An 18,346-nucleotide genomic window follows, 5' to 3' on the forward strand; every position below is an offset into this window, starting at 1 on the left:
TCAATCTTGTATACACATAAGATATACTTCACAAAACATAATACATAAAAAATATGATCAAGAATAGCGGATTTTGATAAAACCACAAAAATTATAAGGAATATCATGAAGTATGACTTTGGATTTATCGCAATTGGTGATGAAATAACTGATGGTGATATTGTCAACACTAACTCAAGTGCATTCGCAAAATACCTTGTTAATAAAGATTTTCACGTTGGTTTTCATCTAAGTTGTAAAGATAGTTATGATGACATTGTAGCTAGTTTAGACTTCTTAAAATCAACGCACAAAAATATTATAACCATAGGTGGCTTGGGGCCTACAGAAGATGATCTAACCACAGAAACAATTGCGAAATATTTTGATAAAAAACTCCTCCTAGACCCATCTTCTTGGCAAAAATTAGAGCAACGAACGCTCGCTAAGTATAGCAAAATCACTTTAGGAACTAAAAAACAGGCTATGTTCCCTGAAGATTCTCACATTTTGATAAATGACAACGGTACTGCTAATGGTTTTAAACTAGAGTTTGAAACAGGTAGATATATCTATGTTTTTCCTGGCCCGCCTAAAGAATGTATCCCTATGCTTGAAGCACTAAAATTAGCAAATATCCAACAAAGTAGAAAAATCATCCGCAACAGGTGGAATATCTATAATATTGGTGAAAGCTTGTTAGCTGAAAAATTACAAGCAATTAAAGAGGTTTATTCTTTTGTTACATTTAAATATCGAATTGCAGATGGTTTTATAGAACTAAAATACTTCTATCCTGAAGATTGTCCTTATAGTCAAGAGATAATTACAAATGTAGAAAACATTCTCAAAGATCACTTATAAACTTAAATTTAGTTGCTCTTTTTTATCAACAAAAATTGCATCTATCCCCCATGCGAGTAATTGTTTAACTTCAGAATCAGTATAAACAGAATACACAAATATTTTGTTAAATTTACGTTTTAAGTAATTGACTCTTTGCTGGTTTAAACAACTGTAGTTAATAACAATCGCCAGATAAGCATTTCGTTTATAATTCTTATGTAATTTTTTGTCAATATAATCAAAGTGCCTAGGCCAATTTGTCGTATAAAAAAGTTGCCCTTGAGGATAGTTTTTATATTTTCTTAAAGCTTTCATTACAAAATTTGAAAAGCTTGATATTAATATCTTTGTTTTTAGCTTAGGGTACTCTTGAAGTATTTCAAAAACCTTTGCTACTAGCTTTTGCTGGTAATTTTTGTCTTGAGTGTTTATCTTAAGCTCAAGATTTGAAAAAACGTTGTTTTCACTAGCCCAGTCAAGATATTCTCTCAGAGTTGGAATCTTAGCTTTTACTTTTAAAACTGGGTGAACAAGTTGTATTTGTTTTAGTTCAGTTAGTGACATTTCTATAACATTCTTATCACAATCAGCAAATCTCTTTGGGGTTTTATCGTGAAAAAGAAACAACTCGCCATCACTACTCATTTGAACATCAGTTTCAAACCAGTTAAAACCAGCATCCTTAGCAATTTGAAAAGCTTCGAGTGTATTCTCAATGAAATAACTGTTAGCACCTCTATGAGAGATAAATTTGTCTACATGCATATATTTTCACATTATTAAATTACGTCGCTGATTATACATCAAAAGCTATAATTGCATAAGCTATTTTAATCAATTTAACTTAAATATTTTGTTTTTTAATAATTATCTTAAACATGTTATAATTTTGCTAATATTTGAGGTTTATTTTATATAGATGATTGAAAATCCACATATTTGCAAAAAACTTGCTTCGCTATTACTTCACCGTAAGCTTATCACAAAGCAGCAGCTTGAAGAAATAAGCCACGACAAGTCTTTAGCAAAACAAGACTTTTTAGAATACTTGATTGAAAATGAGATCATTGATAGTAAATCTTTCATGATAGAGTCCGCAACATTACTGCGTTTGCAATATATTGACTTAACAGCTATAAATGTAAAATTTTTACCTCAAGAATACTTTGACATTGATTTTTGTCGCGAAAATCAATGCTTAGCGCTTTTTACACGTAAAAGGACTACTCATGTCGCAATTGCTAACCCTATTGAAAGTCAACGAATTCTAAAAAAACTCCGGAGTAAGTATGATTGTGCTTTTACTCCAGTAGTAACAGAGCTAAATCATCTCAAAGAGAAAATAGAAGAGTATGAGCAATACCTTAAAGATGAAGGACAGAAAGAAGATGACTCGAAGCTTAATGAAAGAATTGATGCTGGATCTGAGCTTGATATTGACTTCGTTGAAGAAGGAGAGCGTGAAGGCGATGCTATAATAGGCAGCGGTGAGGATGAAGAAGCTCCTATTATTCGATTTATCAATAATACTATAGTTGATGCTATTCAAAAAGGAGCTTCGGATATACATTTTGAACCATATGAAAAAAACTTCCGTATTCGCTATAGAATAGACGGTCTTCTAATCGAAACCTTTAATACTAAGAAGAATTTAGCTCCAAAGGTAATTTCTAGACTTAAGATCATGTCAAGTTTAGATATTGCTGAAAAGAGAATTCCTCAGGATGGTAAGTTTAAAATATCTCTCTCTCATGAAAAAGCTATCGACTTTCGTGTAAGTACATGTCCGATTAGCTTTGGTGAAAAAGTCGTCCTACGTATTATTGATTCAAGCTCGACACAAATCCCGATAGAACAATTAGGTTTCTCAGAACCACAAAAAGAAACATATCTTAAGTATATTCAGCAACCTCAAGGCATGGTGCTAGTAACAGGACCAACAGGTTCTGGTAAAACTGTTACTTTATATACGGGTATTAATATTCTAAATAAGCCAGAAAAAAATATCTCAACTGCAGAAGATCCAGTAGAGCTTATTGTAAAAGGTATTAACCAAGTAAACGTTAATAATAAGCAAGGTCTCACTTTCGCAGCTGCACTTAAATCTTTCTTACGTCAGGATCCAGATATAATCATGGTCGGTGAGATTAGGGATATTGAAACAGGCTCGATCGCAATCAAAGCCTCTCAAACAGGTCACTTAGTTATGTCGACACTACATACCAATAGTGCTCCAGAGACATTAAACAGACTAGTTGATATGGGCTTACCTAGGTATAATATTGCTACATCTGTAACGTTAATTATCGCCCAACGTCTAACTCGAAAACTCTGTCCTAAGTGTAAACTACCAGATACTGACACAGAATTCTCACTTCTTGTCGAAGATAGTAGGCTTAATGAAGAGATATTATCAAAAACATTTGGTTTACCACTAGATAAAGTAAAAAACGCAAAAATTTACAAAGCTAATCCTAAAGGTTGTCCAAGGTGCTTCAAAGGTTACAAAGGAAGGATTGGTTTATATGAGGTCATGCCTGTATCTAGACAAATATCAAGAATGATATTAGAAGACAAGAACACTATGGAAATTGCAGCACAAGCGCAAAAAGAAGGAATTGCTACTGTACGACAATCGGCTTTAGTTAGGGTTGCTGAAGGCCTAACATCAATGGAAGAAGCATACCGCGTAAGTTAAAAGGAATAAAATAATATGCTATTTGGCAAAAAAGATAAAAATAAAATAACTATTACCTCATGGATTTATAAGGCCAAATTAAAAAGTGGCAAAAAAACTAAAGGAAGTATCGATGCTGATACCAAAGAAAAAGCAGAAATTCAATTAAGACAAAAAGGCTATTCTGATATTAAAATCAAAAAACAACCTAAAGATCTTCTACCTAAGAAGATATCTTATCAAGATATTACTGAGATGACTCGTCAGCTAGCTACAATGACTAAAGCTGGTATTCCCATAATTAAATCGTTTGAGGTATTTATTATAGGTATTCGTAAGCATCCGCGCCTTAAAATATTAGCTATTGAAATAAAACAAGCAATCGAAGGTGGGGAATCATTTTCAAAAGCTCTCAGTAACTTTCCTAAAATATTTGATAAGTTATATGTAGGTCTTATTACAGCTGGCGAAGAGTCAGGAAATCTTGACCTGATGCTTAATAAAATTGCTGATCAGCGTGAAGCACTACAGAGTATCAAAAAGAAAGTAAAAAAAGCTCTATCTTACCCAATTATAGTATGTATTATCGCCGCTGGTGTGACAGGTATCTTATTAACATTTGCTGTGCCTGCATTCTCAGCAATGTTTATAAACTCAGGTAAACCGCTACCAGCAATTACGCAATTGACTGTTGATGCCTCTAACTTTATGCAAAACTCTTGGTGGAAAATTATTTTGGCAATATTTATTACGATATCAGTTTACAAATCACTAAAGTTTAGATTTCCTAAAATCCAAATTGCCCAAGATCACTTTATGTTAAAGATACCAATAATTGGTGAAGTTATATTTAAATCATCACTAGCAAGATTTGCCAGCACTTTAGAAATAACCGTTCAATCTGGCATGAGTTTGACACGTGCGCTAGACATGGTATCTCTCGCAACAGGAAATGCAAAGTACGATCAAGCTGCTTTAGATATTAAAAAAAGTATTAACGAAGGTGCATCATTTAAAGAGGCGATTGTTGAGACAGGAATCTTTCCATTTCTAGTTGAACAAATGATTGCTGTAGGTGAGGAATCAGGTGCTCTAGAAACGATGTTAGGTAACCTAAATAGAGTATATCAAGAAGAAGTAGATACATTAGTAGGAAGCTTAAGCTCAATGCTTGAACCTTTAATTATGATTGTTTTAGGCGGTGTTGTTGGTTTTCTAGTAGTTAGTATGTATATGCCAATGTTTCAGATGGGTGATGCGATATAAGACATTCAAGATTTTTATTTTTAAGGATTTGATAAAATTAAATAACTATTTTGTCAGGGTAAACGCATCTAAATTATCTTAATGATTTTAGTTAGATATTCAGTATTCATAGATACTACAGCTAACTACATATAAAAATATTATGCTGAATTTATTTCAGTATCTAGTGCCGCAACTATAGCTAACCATACTAAAAAGTAGTACGTCATTCCGTCAGGCTTGACCACGGAATCTACTGAATTAGCTTGGTTTTAAGCTATTTCAATTAGTACTACTTTTATGCCTAGTAGGCTATACCTTATTTATAAAATGATAAGAATACGTCATAAAATAAAATCCAAATAATGCTTACTAAACAGTGCTATAAGATTTCAATTAATTGGTGAGAAAAGTATATGTGATAAGAGGAAATTAGAAAAGTTTAAGTGAAAGAATTATTTATCTTCTTTAAGAGGAGCTGATACACTAGCTTCTACACGTTGGTTACGAGGGTCAGACTTATGAATACCACCTAAAGTGTCATTATAACCGAAACCTTTAGTGATTATCTTTTCACTATCTAAACCTAACTGCTTCATGTAATTAGCAACAGCTTGTGCTCTTTTCTCAGAAAGTTTTTGGTTATAGATATCAAACTCACTACCAGTTTGGCCTTGAGAAGCATAACCTTTAACCGTCACAGAAGCGATGTTACTATCTTTGATAAACTTAACAAAAGAAGCTATAGCATTTTTACCTTTAGCATTTAAAGTAGCTTCATCGTAAGCAAACTTAGTATCTAAATAAACTGTTACATCATTACCATTAACTGTATAGCATGCAACACCATCTTCAGTTAGGTTAAAGTTACCTTCACACTGTTTAATACCTTCAGGCAAAACATACTTAGACTCATCAATAGTAGGCATAGCAATAGTTTGTGCAGCTGTAGTAGCACCATTATCTTGGATTTTACCAGTATCATTATTAGTAGTGTTTTTGCCGCCGAAGAACCAAGTTAAACCAGCACCAATCATATTAGTACCTGCTCTACCATTAGCACCAGAAATATTACTAGGTGCCATTGTTTGGATATATCTATAGTCAACACTTGCTTGAACATTTCTAGAAAGTTCAAACTTAAGACCTCCACCAACATCCCAAGCACCAGTTGCTTGACCTGCTAGGTTTGCCCAACCAGCACCACCTGCAGCATATGGAGTAAACATAGTATTATTACTAAAGTTAATAACACCTTCACCTAACCCAGCAAAATCTCTACCAACTAACTGGTTATATTGAACTGCAAAGTATTTGTTAATATTGTAACCTAAGATAAAGTTAGCTCCTGCACCTGACGGTGAATTAGGAGTTCCTGCAAGACCATTAGCCTGAACACCTAAGTACCATTGACCAGTTCTATCTTGAGGGCCCCAAGTATTATCCTTATTAGTTAAAGAACTATAAGTATTTGCAAAGGGAGCAATGAAAGTATTAGAAGTAAAATCACTGCTTTGAGTAGTGGCTGAATTTGTATTTGCTGATATATCCATATTATCAGAATCTGCCGCGATTGATACTGTAGCTGTACCTAGTAGCACAGATGTAGCTATAACAATACTTTTTAATCTCATCAAAAACTCCTTTAAATACTTTTTATTATTCACATGCTGAAACATAGACTGACTTATTCTACATAAATAAAAAATATTTTCCAAGGTTTTTTTACGGCTTTATGATACCAGTCTTTTATACTTATCTAAAAGCTGTTGTTTTGTTTCTATATTATTTGGATCCGTAATTATACATCTAATTGGGCAAACTTTAGTGCATTGAGATTCCTCAAAGTGCCCAACGCACTCAGTACACTTATTTGGGTCAATCTCATAATACTCCTCACCTTGTGATATTGCCTCATTAGGGCATTCAGGCTCACAAATATCACAATTAATACACTCATCAGTAATTAGTAAAGCCATAATTTTTTATTCCTTAGAATACTTAAGTTTTATCTCACGAAAGACACACTCAGGCACGAACTCATCAACACGCTTATAATTATGTATTGCCACAGCTCTAATTAACGTTGAAGAAATACACGAAAATTTTTCACTTGGAGTTAAGAATATAGTTTGAATATTACTATTAAGTTTATTATTCATACTTGACATCTGAAACTCATAATCAAAATCAGATACCGCTCTGAGGCCTCTGACTATTGCACAAACATTATGTTTTGCGGCTGTATCAACAAGTAGCCCTTGAAAGCTCACAACCTTGACTCTATGATTATCTTTGAAAACTTCTTTTATCATTTGTTCTCTAGTACAGATATCGAAAAGAGTATTTTTACCAGAAGCTGTAGATACTGCAACAACTATTTGATCAAAAATGTTTAGCGCGCGGTCAACTAGATCAACATGCCCATTGGTAATTGGATCAAAAGTCCCTGGATAAATTGCTACCTTATTCATAAGCTAAATTACTAAAATAATCCTAACTCTAACTTAGCTGCTTCAGTCATCATTTCTGAATTCCATGGTGGATCAAAAACCATCACCACATCAACCTTATCTACATTAGGAAGCATTGCTACTCTTTTTTCAACATCTGTCATAAGCACTGGGCCCATACCGCATCCAGGTGCAGTTAATGTCATATCAATAATCACATGAAAATTACCATTTTCTAGCTTTCTAGTAATAATATTATAAATTAAACCAAGATCAACAATATTGACAGGAATTTCTGGGTCATAAACCGTTCTCATTTGATCCCAAATAGCATCCATATTAATAGGATCACCTGGTTTAATATCATATCCTTCTACAGGATATTTAACAATTTGCTTACCTATAGCATCAGCATCTTTACCATCTAAATGAAGTAGATTACCATTTACATTTAGAGTAAAGCTTCCACCTTTGTCTTGCGTTACTAAAACTTCTTGACCAGGCATCAGCTCAATCTCATTACCAAATGGCACAGCAATGGCTTTTACCTGCCTTCTTACTATTGTTACATCTGTTGTTTTCATTACTTATTATATTCCTAAACTGTAAAACTCTCACCGCAACCACAACGTGCTGACTCGTTTGGATTTGTATACTCTAACTTATATAATCCAAAATCATGCTTAACATAATCAATTTTTAGGCCATTAAGGAAATCCATAGATTTATTAGATACAAAAAAACTAATACCATGTTGTTGTACTTTTTGTGTATCTTCAGGTTGCTGTTTAACAAAATCAACATCATAAGCTAAACCAGAACAACCCATAACTTTAGTTCCCAAGTAAATGCCTATACAGCCTTCATGCTTTTCTAGATGTTTTTTAAAATGTTTAGCGGCAGCATCTGTAACCTCTAAAACACTGCTTGCATTTGGATCAAAAACTTCTACCATACTTGCCTCTTTTTGCTAAATTATTTTAATTGAGATATTACTTTTTTCAATGCTATTATGAACAAATCTATTTCCTCAAAAGTATTATACATCCCAAAAGACATACGTACTGTTGAGGTAACTCCCATTCGATACATCAAAGGATGAGCACAATGCTTGCCAGTTCTGACACATATCCCTTTGATTGCTAGAAGCTCACCAATATCACCAGCATTACAGCCTTCGATATTAAAAGTTATCACCGCTGCTTTATGCTTTGCCTGTCCAATTATAGACAAACCCTCAATCTTATTAAGCTCCTTTGTCGCATACTCTAGCAATTTTTGCTCGTGTTTCTCGATATTACTCATACCAATTGAATCAACATACTCAATAGCCCTACCAAGTCCAATAGCTCCAACGATATTTGGTGTTCCTGCTTCAAATCTGTACGGTGGTAACGCAAATGTAGTTTTGGTTATAGTTACTTCTTCAATCATATCGCCACCATAATTATAAGGCGGAAGTTGATTTAGCAGCTCATATTTACCATACAAAACACCTACTCCCGTTGGACCATACAGCTTATGCCCAGAAAAAACAAAAAAGTCGCAATCCAAATCTTGAACATCAACCTTAGTGTGAATAACTGCTTGAGCACCATCCACTAAAACAATTATATTTGGACTAACTTTTCTAACTTGCTTAATAATTTCTTTTATAGGATTAATTGTGCCTAAAACATTAGAGCATAATGTAATTGCTAAGACTCTAGTTTTAGCATTAATCAAAGATAATAAGCTTTCTACATCTAGCTCACCATTATCTTTAACTGCAGCTACTTTAAAAGCTAGCTTTTTATCTTCACAAAGCATCTGCCATGGTACAAAATTAGCATGATGCTCCATTTCTGTGACAACTATTTCACCGTCAGATGTGAGCATACTTTTGCCAAGAGCTCTAACAACCAGATTAATGGCTTCTGTAGCTCCTTTTGTTATAACTATTTCATTTGCTGATTTAGAATTTAGAAATCTTTGCACGATTTGACGCACATTTTCATACTTTTCACTAGCTTCTTGGCTAAGTGAATATACACCTCTGTGTACATTAGCATAATTATAGGCATAAGCCTCAGCTGTAGATTCGATAACAGTTTTGGGTTTCTGTGCTGAGGCACCTGTGTCAAAAAAAAGTATCGATTTATTATTTATTTTTTGTGCTAAAAATGGAAAGTCTTGTCTAATTTTATTTACATCATACATATCAAAAAATTTCTATAGAACTTATACAGCTTAAATTATACCAAATCAGTATAATTTTGCCAAACTAACTTAAAACTAAGATGTTTCAATACTATAAATTAACTAACATACCGGAACATTAGTAGCCAAACCGCCTAAAGAAGTTTCTTTATATTTACTACACATATCTAACCCGGTCTCATACATAACCTTGATTACATAGTCTAAACCAACAAAACGCTTCTCACCTGTATCAAGATATGCAAGTTTAGCTGCATTTATAGCTTGCACAGCTCCCATAGCATTACGCTCTATACATGGAATCTGTACCAAACCACCAATCGGATCACAAGTAAGCCCTAAATTATGTTCCATACCAATTTCAGCTGCTGACTCAATAGAATCAAGATCTCCTCCAAGTAAAGCACAGTATCCAGCAGCTGCCATTGAGCAAGCAACACCAACCTCACCTTGACAACCTACTTCTGCTGCTGAAATCGATGCCCCTGATTTATACAAAATACCAATAGCTGCACATACAAGCAGGTATTTATTAACTACCACTTTAAGCTCTTGTTGATTGACAATCTCATGAGTTTGTAAATAATACTTAAGTACAGCTGGGATAATACCTGCTGCTCCATTAGTTGGTGCTGTAACTACTCTTTCACCACATGCATTCTGCTCATTCACAGCTATTGCAAAAGCATTTAAATAATTAAAGTCAGTATTGACAATGTTGTTGGCTTTGAGTTTTCTTATCATACTTGGAGCTCTTTTTCTGACTTTGAGACCTCCTGGCAGTGCTGCTTCTGCACAAGTTAAACCTTTTTCAATTGATGTTTCCATGACATTCCAGATCTCAGCTAGCTTATTTAATGATTCCTGCTCACCATAAGCTGCCTTTTCATTTTCAAACATTATCTCATCAATAGTTTTGCCATCTCTCTGGCAAAGCTCTCTTAATTGAGCCATAGTTGAAAACTTGTAAGGTTTGTCACATGGAACTTCTGTAGGAACAGCATCTTTTTTAATTTGCTTTTTATCGACGATAAAACCACCGCCAATTGAAAAATACTCTTTTTCACAAAGTAGCTCGCCACCATTAAATAATGAAAAACGCATACCATTAGCATGCTCTGGTAAAAACTCATTATAATGAAATATCAAATCCTTAGCATAATCAAAATCAATTTCAAACTTTTGACCTAGGTTAAGTTTCTTATCCCTTAAGCAGTCCTCATAAAGCTTTTTTGCTAATTCAATATCTACTGACTCTGGTAAAAAACCCATCACTCCTAAAACAACAGCATAGTCTGTTTTATGGCCTTTACCAGTTAAAGCAAGAGAACCAAACAAATCAATCTTAACACGCGTAGTTTGAGGCAAATTATCTTTATACAAATTTATAAAATTACAACCTGCTCTCATTGGACCTATAGTATGAGAAGAGGATGGACCAACTCCTATAGAAAAAAGCTCAAATGTACTTTCCATAACGTGTCTCCAGAAAGTTTAAAAAATGATTTTGGCTAACTAGCTAATTATAATCTATTTTAACCTTTTTTCTCTAACTTTCCAATCAGGCATATAATTAGCTATATAGGCATAAAATTCTTTTGAATGGTTTGGATGAGTCAAATGAGCTATCTCATGAAGTACCACATACTCAATCGCTTGGATATCTCGCAAAACAAGTTTAAAATTAAGGTTGATAGTTTTTTTGACATAATTACATGAACCCCAGCGAGTCTTTGTCTTTTTTATCGTAACTCTATTGATTTCCTGATTAGTAATCTTGAGATATTTAGCTACTAGATTATTAAGAATAATATCCGCTTGATCTTTATAAAATTCCTCTAATAACTGTAACTTAAATTCTCTATTTGCAATAATACTTGAATTTAATAAAAATTGTATGTGGTCATCATAATAATTTATAATATTATGTTTTGACTCTATAAGTTTAATCTGATATTCACGCCCAAGAAAATAAATATAATCACCATCACTAAGAGTATAATTTTGGTAATCATATTTTTGATTAATTGATAATCTTTTAGCATGTTTATCAAGCCATGCTTTTTTAGACTCAAGAATTTTAAAAATTTCTTTTTTAGTTACCTTTTTCGGTGATATCACGGTCACTAAACCATATTTATTTAGAGAAATCTTTAAACTTCTAACATCTCTATAAATAATATCAACTTTATAACTCATTATTTAATTCTATTTATAAAATTTTACTAACTAAAATGATAACTTTTATAAGAACCTAAAACTTTGAGAAATGTACTTTTTTTGAGAACCTCTAGTAGTGCTTGCTGTACATTAAGATCATCATCACAACCCTCAAAATCAATAAAAAATAAATAATTCCACGCTCTATTTCTTGATGGTCGAGATTCTATCTTTGTCAGATTAATATTATGTTTACCGAAAACATTTAATGTATTTACCAGAGCATTAGACTTATCTTCAACCGAGAATATTATAGATGTTTTATATTTGTTGTCAGCTGAATTAAATTTGATATCATCATAACCCATTAACAAAAAGCGTGTATAATTAAACTGCTCATCTTCAAATTCACGCTGAAAAATCTTTAAACCATAAGTTTTAGCTGCTAACTCTCCTGCAATAGCTAAGTGATTTCTTTTATTTTTCTCAAAAATATACTTAGCGGCTCCTGCTGTATCGATAAACGCCTCGGGAGTGAGCTTTAATTTTTTTAGACTATTGGCACATTGCGATAATGCCTGTGGATGCGATATAACACTTTCAACTTCTGAGATCTCCACACCATCTAGCCCCATTAAGCAATGTTTTATTTTCAAAACCACCTCAGCTTTGACCTTTAGATTACTCTTAATCAACTCATCATATGCTGGCACAACAGAACCAGCTAAGGAATTTTCTACTGGAATCATTACAAAATTTGATTTATCAGTTATAGTGCTTTCGATAGCATCAGAAAAAGACCAGCATGGAACTGTTTGAAAATCTTTTATATTTTGCTGATTTAAAAAACTAGTTATTGCTTGCTCAGAGTAAGCACCATGCTCACCCTGAAAAGATACTTTAATCATAATACATTTAAAATTGACTCAACTACTACATATAATACATTATGAAATAGGAGATAAAAATAGCAATATTTGCTTATATATAATTATCGTCACTAATAGCTTTTTGGATACCATCCTGCATATCAGCTGCTGGCAAACATAAATTTTTGGCGATTGTAACAACAATAAAACTAATTACCAGTAACAACCCAGCACTCCAGTATAAATTAAGGTCACCAGCACCACCAAAAGAGCTAAAATATGAAACTATTGTCACCAATATAATATAAACCCAAAACCATATTGATTCTCTAAAATTCCAGTGTATTTCTTCAGTTCTATCTTTCCTAAAAGCTCTATATATTCCTAACATCACTAACGCAATAATTAGGGCAATACCTGCTTTTGAAACTATAGCCCAACCGCTCCATAAAAATACTAAAGTAGCAGCAAACATCCCTAAAGTTGATAATAGATAAGCTCCTCTAAGCCTAAATGGTCTATGAAGCTCTGGTAAATGATATCTAAGCGCCATCGTTGATGTAGGACCGGTGATATAAGTAAGAGCTATCAATGATGTGAGGAAAGTTGCCATCTCTTTCCAGCCAGGAAATGGCGCAAACATAATTAATGCTATAAGAAAATTTAAGCCAATAGCATAGATAGGTTTTTTCATAATTGGACTTAGCTTACCTAAGATACTTGGCAGATAACCATTATGAACCATAGCTCCAAGAGACTTCAAAGCAATACTAAAATAGATTAATCCAGCCATTAATGGGAAGATGATAGCTCCAAAATAAAGCGGATACATCACCCATTTGACACCAAAACTTTGTGCCATAATTGCAAAAGGCCCAAAACTAGATGAACTTGCACCGGGCATAACCACATGATGCCAATTATTGTTATGAACAAACTTAGACATCACTAATAAGTAAGCAAACTGTAAAAACAAAAATATTATTAAACAAATTACTACTGCGCCCACAGTTGCCATAGGTATAGATTTTTTAGGATTTTTTGTACTTCCTGCTAACTCAACGATAGTTTTAAACCCAGTAAAAGCATATGCAATACCGCCAACAGAAACTGCAGCTAAAACACCATTAAAACCAAATGGCATTAATGAAAGTTCTTCTGCTTTTATATCCTTTAACGCAGGCAATGTAAAACAAAAAACCATAAAAACAATCGATATAAATATTGGTATAGCAACCTTAAATAAAGTCACGACATTGTTTATTTTAGCCAACCATTTAAGCGAATAGAAATTAATTACACAAAAACCTAAAAGAAAAAACATTGCCAAAGGTAAGCCTGCCATTGATAATGCACCATCTCTACTTGTATCGATTAATGATGGATAAAAAACAGCTAAATACTGAATAACTGCTTGAACCTCAATTGGAGCTAAAACTAAATATGATATCCATGTAATCCATGCAAACATATAACTTATCATAGTTCCATGCGTAATATGTGGAATCCGTGATGTAGAACCTTCAACAGGAACAATTGTGCAAACTTCAGCGAAAACCAAAGCTATAAAAACCATTAAAACTGCGCCTATTATCCATGAAATGATAGATCCTGGACCAGCTTCTTGAGACGTATATTGCGCTGCAAACATCCAGCCAGAACCCATAATAGCACCGACACCCATAGCCACAAGGCTAAAAGTAGAAAGACTCTTTTTTTCCATTATCACCCTTTATCTTTAATAAATTAACAAATTTTAATAATGAGTTTACTGTTATTAATTCATTAAGTAAACAGTTTAGATTATTATATGACCTTTCTTATTACACGATCATTTAATGTACTCATAATATCATATTCGATTGTATTTGTTTGTTTTGCTATTGAAAAAGCACTATTTCGGTTACGTGGAATATCTGATATCAGCTCGACTGTATCACCTACTTTGACATCGTATTCATTTACCCCTAATGATACTGTCAGACCATCCATACTCATTCTGCCAGCCATAGGGTACATCACATTATTAATATTGACAAAACCTCTATCACCTAACTCCCGAGGAAAGCCATCACCATAACCAATAGGAACCACAGCTAGCTGCTCACCTTCAAAGCCTCTATATATCAATGAATAGCCAACCCCTTCACCTTCCTGTAGTGTAATTATTTTAACTACTTCTGAGAGTAGTCTTGCGATTGGTTTTATTTCTCTTATAGATCTATCAACATAAAACTCTGGTAAGAAACCATAGCTTAAAATTCCTGGTCTTACCATGTCATAACAGATTCCTTTTTGACCTACAAAGCCATAAGAGTTAGACAAGTGACAAATTATATCTTGAGATAATCCTTTAGTATATTCAACAATATTGTCAAACCTATTTTTTTGCTTAATATTTGTTGGATGATCTCTATTATCAGCACATGCTAGATGACTATACACTCCTTCTAAAATTAAAAAATCCGATTCATAAGCTCTCTGTATCGTTCTACAAGCATCTTTATAGTCTACTCCCATACGATTTATTCCTGTATTAAGACTAACATGAACAAAAGGCTTTTTATTGTAGTAATTAGCAAATTTTTCTAATTTCTCAATATCACTATAATCTTGAATACTAACTCGGATATTTTTATTTAAAATTCTATCAATATAGTTATACTCAATTACTCCAAAAATCATTACTGGTTTTTCAACAACATCTAAGACCTTGAAAGCCTCAAAAACATTAGCTACAGCAAAAAAATCAACCAGATCATGACTGTGTTTAACTACTAGCTCTAAACCATGCCCATAAGCGTTTGCCTTAACTGGAAAACAAAACTTAACATTACCAACATACTCTTTTATCACCTTAATATTATTTCTTAGAGTCTGTACGTTAATCTCTAAAATATTCATATTTTATCCTTGAAATCATTTATCTTTCTTTATTATAAAAACTCTTTTGTTTAAATCAGCTGACAAAAACTGACCACAAAAGCTTTAAAGCATCTCATAGCTAAAAGAATATTATAAACATATTATCTCTAGTAAAAACTAGAATAACGTTAGAAATTATTATTAAAAAAATCTTGCATATTTTTGATAAAATTATCAAGCTTAAGGCTCACCAAAAATTTCTCTAATCTTTTGCCACAACTGCCATCAATCATATTTATAATAAAACTAAAAACCACGATATCGACTATGGAAAGCTTATGATTAAAAAAATATTGTCTAGAATCAAGAAAATTAGCTATAGCTTGGAGATCTTTTTCTGCTTTAGAATAAATCTCATTATTGGTTAAATTACTTATGCCATTAGCTTTTAGTTGCCGCAAGATATTTCTTTTAGCAACTGGATATACAATATTTGCCATAGCTTTTGGTAAACCAGTAGATTCTATAAATTCTTTTTTCCAAGTATAATTATCTTTATCTGCCCAGCGACTATAAATACCAACCCAATACAAACTATCTTCACATAATCTTATAAAAGCATGAGCTATAGCTTTTTGCTCAGCACTTAGATGCTGATCTAAATTAAGTTGATTGTGTTTTTCTAACATCGCGATTATAAGGTTACTATCAGCAAATTTTTTGCCCATAGTTTCTATATAAGGCATTTTTCCTGTCGGGGATTTATTAAACTCAAGACTAAAATGGTTTTGATAATTCAAATCCATAGCCTTTAAATATAGTTCTAATTTTAAACAAAAAGGACTACAACTGTAGTTTCTACCTTTTAACTTCGGTAACTGATGTAAATGAATAATCATAATTTTTCCTATTCGTCAAAATTTATAATATTATTTGCTGGCTGAGGCAATGAAGTATTAACAACCTGCTCAGATATGATACTTTCTTTGACAATATCAGCTTTTTCAAATTCTGAGACAACAATATCATCAAACCTGCCATTTCTAATAACTATATAACCTCTGTATCTGTCATCTGAAATTTGTGTATTGTAATCAAATGAATACACTCGATAAAAAGCTGGTCTTTTATTCTCAAATTGTAAATTTATCTTACGCAGACAAACGGTATCATCAAGTAAGTCCAAATTGTATTTAACTGCTGTGCGCTCTGCTACGCTTATAGCGTACTCTTTATTTTTCATAAAGTTGCGCCATGCAAAAAAACATCCAGCTAGAAAAATTAGTGTATATAAAGCTATTGACATACTAGCGCCTTAAAATCTCTATTAACAGATTATTATATGTTAAAATCTATCCGTTAAAAACATAACAGTTAGATTACTTTGAAAATTTTAAAATACTTTTATGGATCTTTGTTTGTGACACTAATTGGTATTACTATTGCTGTATTTATCTATCCAACTGCACCGCTAGAAACAATATACTCGGTATTAATATTAGCGATACTTGAAATATCGCTTAGCTTTGATAATGCTGTAATCAACGCAAAGATTCTTGGCCAGATGCCACAAAGATGGCAAAAAATTTTCATCTATCTAGGTTTACCTATCGCTGTCTTCGGCATGCGTTTAATATTTCCAATCTTACTAGTAAGTGTGGCTAGTGGTATCAATTTTGCTAGTGTAGTTACTCTTGCTCTAGATAATCCACAAAAATACCAGGCAATATTAGAGCATTCAATGCCTTATATTTGTAGCTTTGGTGGTAGTTTCCTACTTATGGTCTTCTTAAACTTCTTTCTAAGTGAAAATAAAGGACACCATTGGATACCACTTATTGAAAACAACATAGTTACAAAAAAAATCCGTAATTATGATGGTGGCTACATTTTTTTTGCGATTATCATTGGTGCTATTACAATCTACTATGCTGATTCGAACCATCAAGGTAGTTTAGCTCTTGCTTTTCTCTTAGGTATAATAGTTCATGAGAGTATTGGCCTGCTTAACTCATTATTTGACACAGCTAAAGTTAGTACTACAGATGTCGCTCGTAATGGTTTAATCGGTTTCATCTATTTAGAGATAATAGATGCTTCATTTAGCTTTGATGGTGTTATTGGGGCATTTGCTATTACTGCTAATATCATTATTATTATGATTGGTCTAGGTATTGGCGCGATGTTTGTACGATCTTTAACTATACTATTTGTTGAGAAAGAAACCTTAGCAAAATATATCTATCTAGAGCATGGTGCACACTATGCAATTGGCTTTCTAGCGCTAGTATTATTACTAAAAATATTTATGCATATCCCTGAATTGTTTAGTGGCTCAATTGGTATATTAGTACTGACTGTAGCATTTATTCATTCTATAATATCTCATAAAAAACTACATAATTAAACTTACTAACTCAGTAACATTTCTAGCTAGGTATTTAGACAAATTTATTACCTTCTCTCTCTCAACATGCTCGATATAAGCAATAAACTTAGCTGCATAGCCTTTTTCATACAACTGATAATCAGTATAACCATCACCAATAGCTATAACCTCACCGTTAATTAAATCTTTAGCTTGCTCAAAAGCACTTAACTTAGAATCACAAGCACCATTAGAGTTATCAAGCGCTTTGAAGCTACCATCTCTGTTCCAAATAGCCTCTACAGCGAAGATATTTTGCCTTGGAATAGCTAAATAATCAGCAAATGGCTGGATACTTTCGGTTAATCCACCACTAAAAACCCATATTTCAAAGCCTTTGTTTTTGAGTTTTTGAACTAGCTCTTTGATACCATCTGTTAATAAGTTAGGGCAATATTTGTCACTAAACTCTTTTATACTCTGTCTAGTTGGGCTAGCAATTGCAAGTCTTTTCGCTAGAGAATCTCTAAAGCAGATATCTCCTTGCATACCTAAGTTAGTTATATGCTCTATTTCTTTTAGCTTTGTTGGAGATTTTTGTAATATTGGCTCTAAAATAAGCTCTAAAGATTCTTTTTTAATTAATGTTGAATCAAAATCAAAAATTATATTTTTCATAAAATTA

The 18,346-nt window shown here is 32.9% G+C and carries 19 protein-coding genes; 4 read left to right on the top strand and 15 right to left on the bottom strand.

Annotation, left to right across the window (positions count from 1 at the left end; translation table 11 throughout):
* Positions 1 to 105: 105 nt before the first annotated feature.
* Positions 106 to 843, top strand: a complete 738-nt coding sequence (locus CGC45_RS05725) for a competence/damage-inducible protein A (protein ID WP_071629374.1) — start codon at positions 106 to 108, stop codon at positions 841 to 843.
* On the opposite strand, the gene CGC45_RS05730 is transcribed toward CGC45_RS05725, so the two are convergent.
* On the bottom strand, positions 838 to 1,590 hold the full coding sequence (locus CGC45_RS05730) for a glycerophosphodiester phosphodiesterase family protein (protein ID WP_071629375.1): 753 nt from the start codon (positions 1,588 to 1,590) through the stop codon (positions 838 to 840). The two genes, CGC45_RS05725 and CGC45_RS05730, sit on opposite strands and share 6 nt — an antisense overlap.
* 154 nt (positions 1,591 to 1,744) lie before the next feature.
* Here CGC45_RS05730 and pilB point away from each other — a divergent pair, with 154 nt between their 5' ends.
* Positions 1,745 to 3,523 carry a type IV-A pilus assembly ATPase PilB gene (pilB, locus tag CGC45_RS05735; protein ID WP_071629376.1) on the top strand — a complete coding sequence of 593 codons (1,779 nt, stop codon included), beginning with the start codon at positions 1,745 to 1,747 and terminating at the stop codon, positions 3,521 to 3,523.
* 15 nt (positions 3,524 to 3,538) lie between these two features.
* A complete protein-coding gene (locus CGC45_RS05740; RefSeq protein WP_071629377.1) occupies positions 3,539 to 4,768 on the top strand; it encodes a type II secretion system F family protein in 1,230 nt (409 codons plus the stop codon).
* Between the two features lie 434 nt (positions 4,769 to 5,202).
* Here the strand turns inward: CGC45_RS05740 and CGC45_RS05745 are convergent, their stop codons facing one another.
* The 13 genes from CGC45_RS05745 to CGC45_RS05805 form a co-directional block, all read right to left on the bottom strand.
* Positions 5,203 to 6,381 carry an OmpA family protein gene (locus CGC45_RS05745; RefSeq protein ID WP_071629378.1) on the bottom strand — a complete coding sequence of 393 codons (1,179 nt, stop codon included), beginning with the start codon at positions 6,379 to 6,381 and terminating at the stop codon, positions 5,203 to 5,205.
* A gap of 99 nt (positions 6,382 to 6,480) precedes the next feature.
* A complete protein-coding gene (locus CGC45_RS05750; protein WP_071629379.1) occupies positions 6,481 to 6,726 on the bottom strand; it encodes a YfhL family 4Fe-4S dicluster ferredoxin in 246 nt (81 codons plus the stop codon).
* Positions 6,727 to 6,732: 6 nt separating this feature from the next.
* Positions 6,733 to 7,221: a pantetheine-phosphate adenylyltransferase gene (coaD, locus tag CGC45_RS05755; RefSeq protein WP_071629380.1), complete on the bottom strand. Its 489-nt coding sequence runs from the start codon at positions 7,219 to 7,221 to the stop codon at positions 6,733 to 6,735.
* Between the two features lie 11 nt (positions 7,222 to 7,232).
* Positions 7,233 to 7,784 carry a putative Fe-S cluster assembly protein SufT gene (gene sufT / locus CGC45_RS05760; RefSeq protein ID WP_071629381.1) on the bottom strand — a complete coding sequence of 184 codons (552 nt, stop codon included), beginning with the start codon at positions 7,782 to 7,784 and terminating at the stop codon, positions 7,233 to 7,235.
* Positions 7,785 to 7,798: 14 nt separating this feature from the next.
* Positions 7,799 to 8,155: a HesB/IscA family protein gene (locus tag CGC45_RS05765; RefSeq protein WP_071629382.1), complete on the bottom strand. Its 357-nt coding sequence runs from the start codon at positions 8,153 to 8,155 to the stop codon at positions 7,799 to 7,801.
* A 20-nt stretch (positions 8,156 to 8,175) separates the two neighbouring features.
* Positions 8,176 to 9,399: an aminotransferase class V-fold PLP-dependent enzyme gene (locus tag CGC45_RS05770; protein WP_071629383.1), complete on the bottom strand. Its 1,224-nt coding sequence runs from the start codon at positions 9,397 to 9,399 to the stop codon at positions 8,176 to 8,178.
* A 102-nt stretch (positions 9,400 to 9,501) separates the two neighbouring features.
* Complete coding sequence (locus CGC45_RS05775) at positions 9,502 to 10,875, bottom strand: L-serine ammonia-lyase (protein WP_071629384.1); 1,374 nt, start codon at positions 10,873 to 10,875, stop codon at positions 9,502 to 9,504.
* A 54-nt stretch (positions 10,876 to 10,929) separates the two neighbouring features.
* On the bottom strand, positions 10,930 to 11,598 hold the full coding sequence (locus CGC45_RS05780) for a M48 family metallopeptidase (RefSeq protein ID WP_071629385.1): 669 nt from the start codon (positions 11,596 to 11,598) through the stop codon (positions 10,930 to 10,932).
* A gap of 26 nt (positions 11,599 to 11,624) precedes the next feature.
* Positions 11,625 to 12,467: a prephenate dehydratase gene (gene pheA / locus CGC45_RS05785; RefSeq protein WP_071629386.1), complete on the bottom strand. Its 843-nt coding sequence runs from the start codon at positions 12,465 to 12,467 to the stop codon at positions 11,625 to 11,627.
* A 73-nt stretch (positions 12,468 to 12,540) separates the two neighbouring features.
* The gene (locus tag CGC45_RS05790) at positions 12,541 to 14,151 is read right to left on the bottom strand and encodes an APC family permease (protein WP_071629387.1); all 1,611 of its coding nucleotides are present in this window, start codon (positions 14,149 to 14,151) and stop codon (positions 12,541 to 12,543) included.
* A gap of 83 nt (positions 14,152 to 14,234) precedes the next feature.
* A complete protein-coding gene (alr, locus tag CGC45_RS05795) occupies positions 14,235 to 15,332 on the bottom strand; it encodes an alanine racemase (protein ID WP_071629388.1) in 1,098 nt (365 codons plus the stop codon).
* A gap of 149 nt (positions 15,333 to 15,481) precedes the next feature.
* Positions 15,482 to 16,189 carry a glutathione S-transferase family protein gene (locus CGC45_RS05800; RefSeq protein ID WP_114702150.1) on the bottom strand — a complete coding sequence of 236 codons (708 nt, stop codon included), beginning with the start codon at positions 16,187 to 16,189 and terminating at the stop codon, positions 15,482 to 15,484.
* Positions 16,190 to 16,200: 11 nt separating this feature from the next.
* Positions 16,201 to 16,599: a DUF3301 domain-containing protein gene (locus tag CGC45_RS05805; RefSeq protein ID WP_071629390.1), complete on the bottom strand. Its 399-nt coding sequence runs from the start codon at positions 16,597 to 16,599 to the stop codon at positions 16,201 to 16,203.
* Positions 16,600 to 16,677: 78 nt separating this feature from the next.
* Between CGC45_RS05805 and CGC45_RS05810 the strand changes: the two genes are divergently transcribed.
* Positions 16,678 to 17,700 carry a DUF475 domain-containing protein gene (locus tag CGC45_RS05810; protein WP_071629391.1) on the top strand — a complete coding sequence of 341 codons (1,023 nt, stop codon included), beginning with the start codon at positions 16,678 to 16,680 and terminating at the stop codon, positions 17,698 to 17,700.
* Here the strand turns inward: CGC45_RS05810 and CGC45_RS05815 are convergent.
* Positions 17,689 to 18,339, bottom strand: a complete 651-nt coding sequence (locus tag CGC45_RS05815) for an HAD-IB family phosphatase (RefSeq protein ID WP_071629392.1) — start codon at positions 18,337 to 18,339, stop codon at positions 17,689 to 17,691. The two genes, CGC45_RS05810 and CGC45_RS05815, sit on opposite strands and share 12 nt — an antisense overlap.
* Positions 18,340 to 18,346: the final 7 nt, after the last annotated feature.

The sequence above is a fragment of the Francisella opportunistica genome (genome assembly GCF_003347135.1).
Taxonomy (GTDB): Bacteria; Pseudomonadota; Gammaproteobacteria; order Francisellales; family Francisellaceae; genus Francisella; species Francisella opportunistica.

Excerpts from the sequence above, each read along its gene's own strand:
- CGC45_RS05730 (WP_071629375.1), bottom strand. The coding sequence starts at position 1,590 with ATGCATGTAGACAAATTTATCTCTCATAGAGGTGCTAACAGTTATTTC.
- sufT (WP_071629381.1), bottom strand. The coding sequence starts at position 7,784 with ATGAAAACAACAGATGTAACAATAGTAAGAAGGCAGGTAAAAGCCATT.
- CGC45_RS05805 (WP_071629390.1), bottom strand. The coding sequence starts at position 16,599 with ATGTCAATAGCTTTATATACACTAATTTTTCTAGCTGGATGTTTTTTT.
- CGC45_RS05740 (WP_071629377.1), top strand. The coding sequence starts at position 3,539 with ATGCTATTTGGCAAAAAAGATAAAAATAAAATAACTATTACCTCATGG.
- CGC45_RS05775 (WP_071629384.1), bottom strand. The coding sequence starts at position 10,875 with ATGGAAAGTACATTTGAGCTTTTTTCTATAGGAGTTGGTCCATCCTCT.
- CGC45_RS05790 (WP_071629387.1), bottom strand. The coding sequence starts at position 14,151 with ATGGAAAAAAAGAGTCTTTCTACTTTTAGCCTTGTGGCTATGGGTGTC.
- CGC45_RS05750 (WP_071629379.1), bottom strand. The coding sequence starts at position 6,726 with ATGGCTTTACTAATTACTGATGAGTGTATTAATTGTGATATTTGTGAG.
- pilB (WP_071629376.1), top strand. The coding sequence starts at position 1,745 with ATGATTGAAAATCCACATATTTGCAAAAAACTTGCTTCGCTATTACTT.
- CGC45_RS05815 (WP_071629392.1), bottom strand. The coding sequence starts at position 18,339 with ATGAAAAATATAATTTTTGATTTTGATTCAACATTAATTAAAAAAGAA.
- CGC45_RS05780 (WP_071629385.1), bottom strand. The coding sequence starts at position 11,598 with ATGAGTTATAAAGTTGATATTATTTATAGAGATGTTAGAAGTTTAAAG.
- alr (WP_071629388.1), bottom strand. The coding sequence starts at position 15,332 with ATGAATATTTTAGAGATTAACGTACAGACTCTAAGAAATAATATTAAG.
- CGC45_RS05765 (WP_071629382.1), bottom strand. The coding sequence starts at position 8,155 with ATGGTAGAAGTTTTTGATCCAAATGCAAGCAGTGTTTTAGAGGTTACA.
- coaD (WP_071629380.1), bottom strand. The coding sequence starts at position 7,221 with ATGAATAAGGTAGCAATTTATCCAGGGACTTTTGATCCAATTACCAAT.
- CGC45_RS05725 (WP_071629374.1), top strand. The coding sequence starts at position 106 with ATGAAGTATGACTTTGGATTTATCGCAATTGGTGATGAAATAACTGAT.
- CGC45_RS05770 (WP_071629383.1), bottom strand. The coding sequence starts at position 9,399 with ATGTATGATGTAAATAAAATTAGACAAGACTTTCCATTTTTAGCACAA.
- pheA (WP_071629386.1), bottom strand. The coding sequence starts at position 12,467 with ATGATTAAAGTATCTTTTCAGGGTGAGCATGGTGCTTACTCTGAGCAA.
- CGC45_RS05745 (WP_071629378.1), bottom strand. The coding sequence starts at position 6,381 with ATGAGATTAAAAAGTATTGTTATAGCTACATCTGTGCTACTAGGTACA.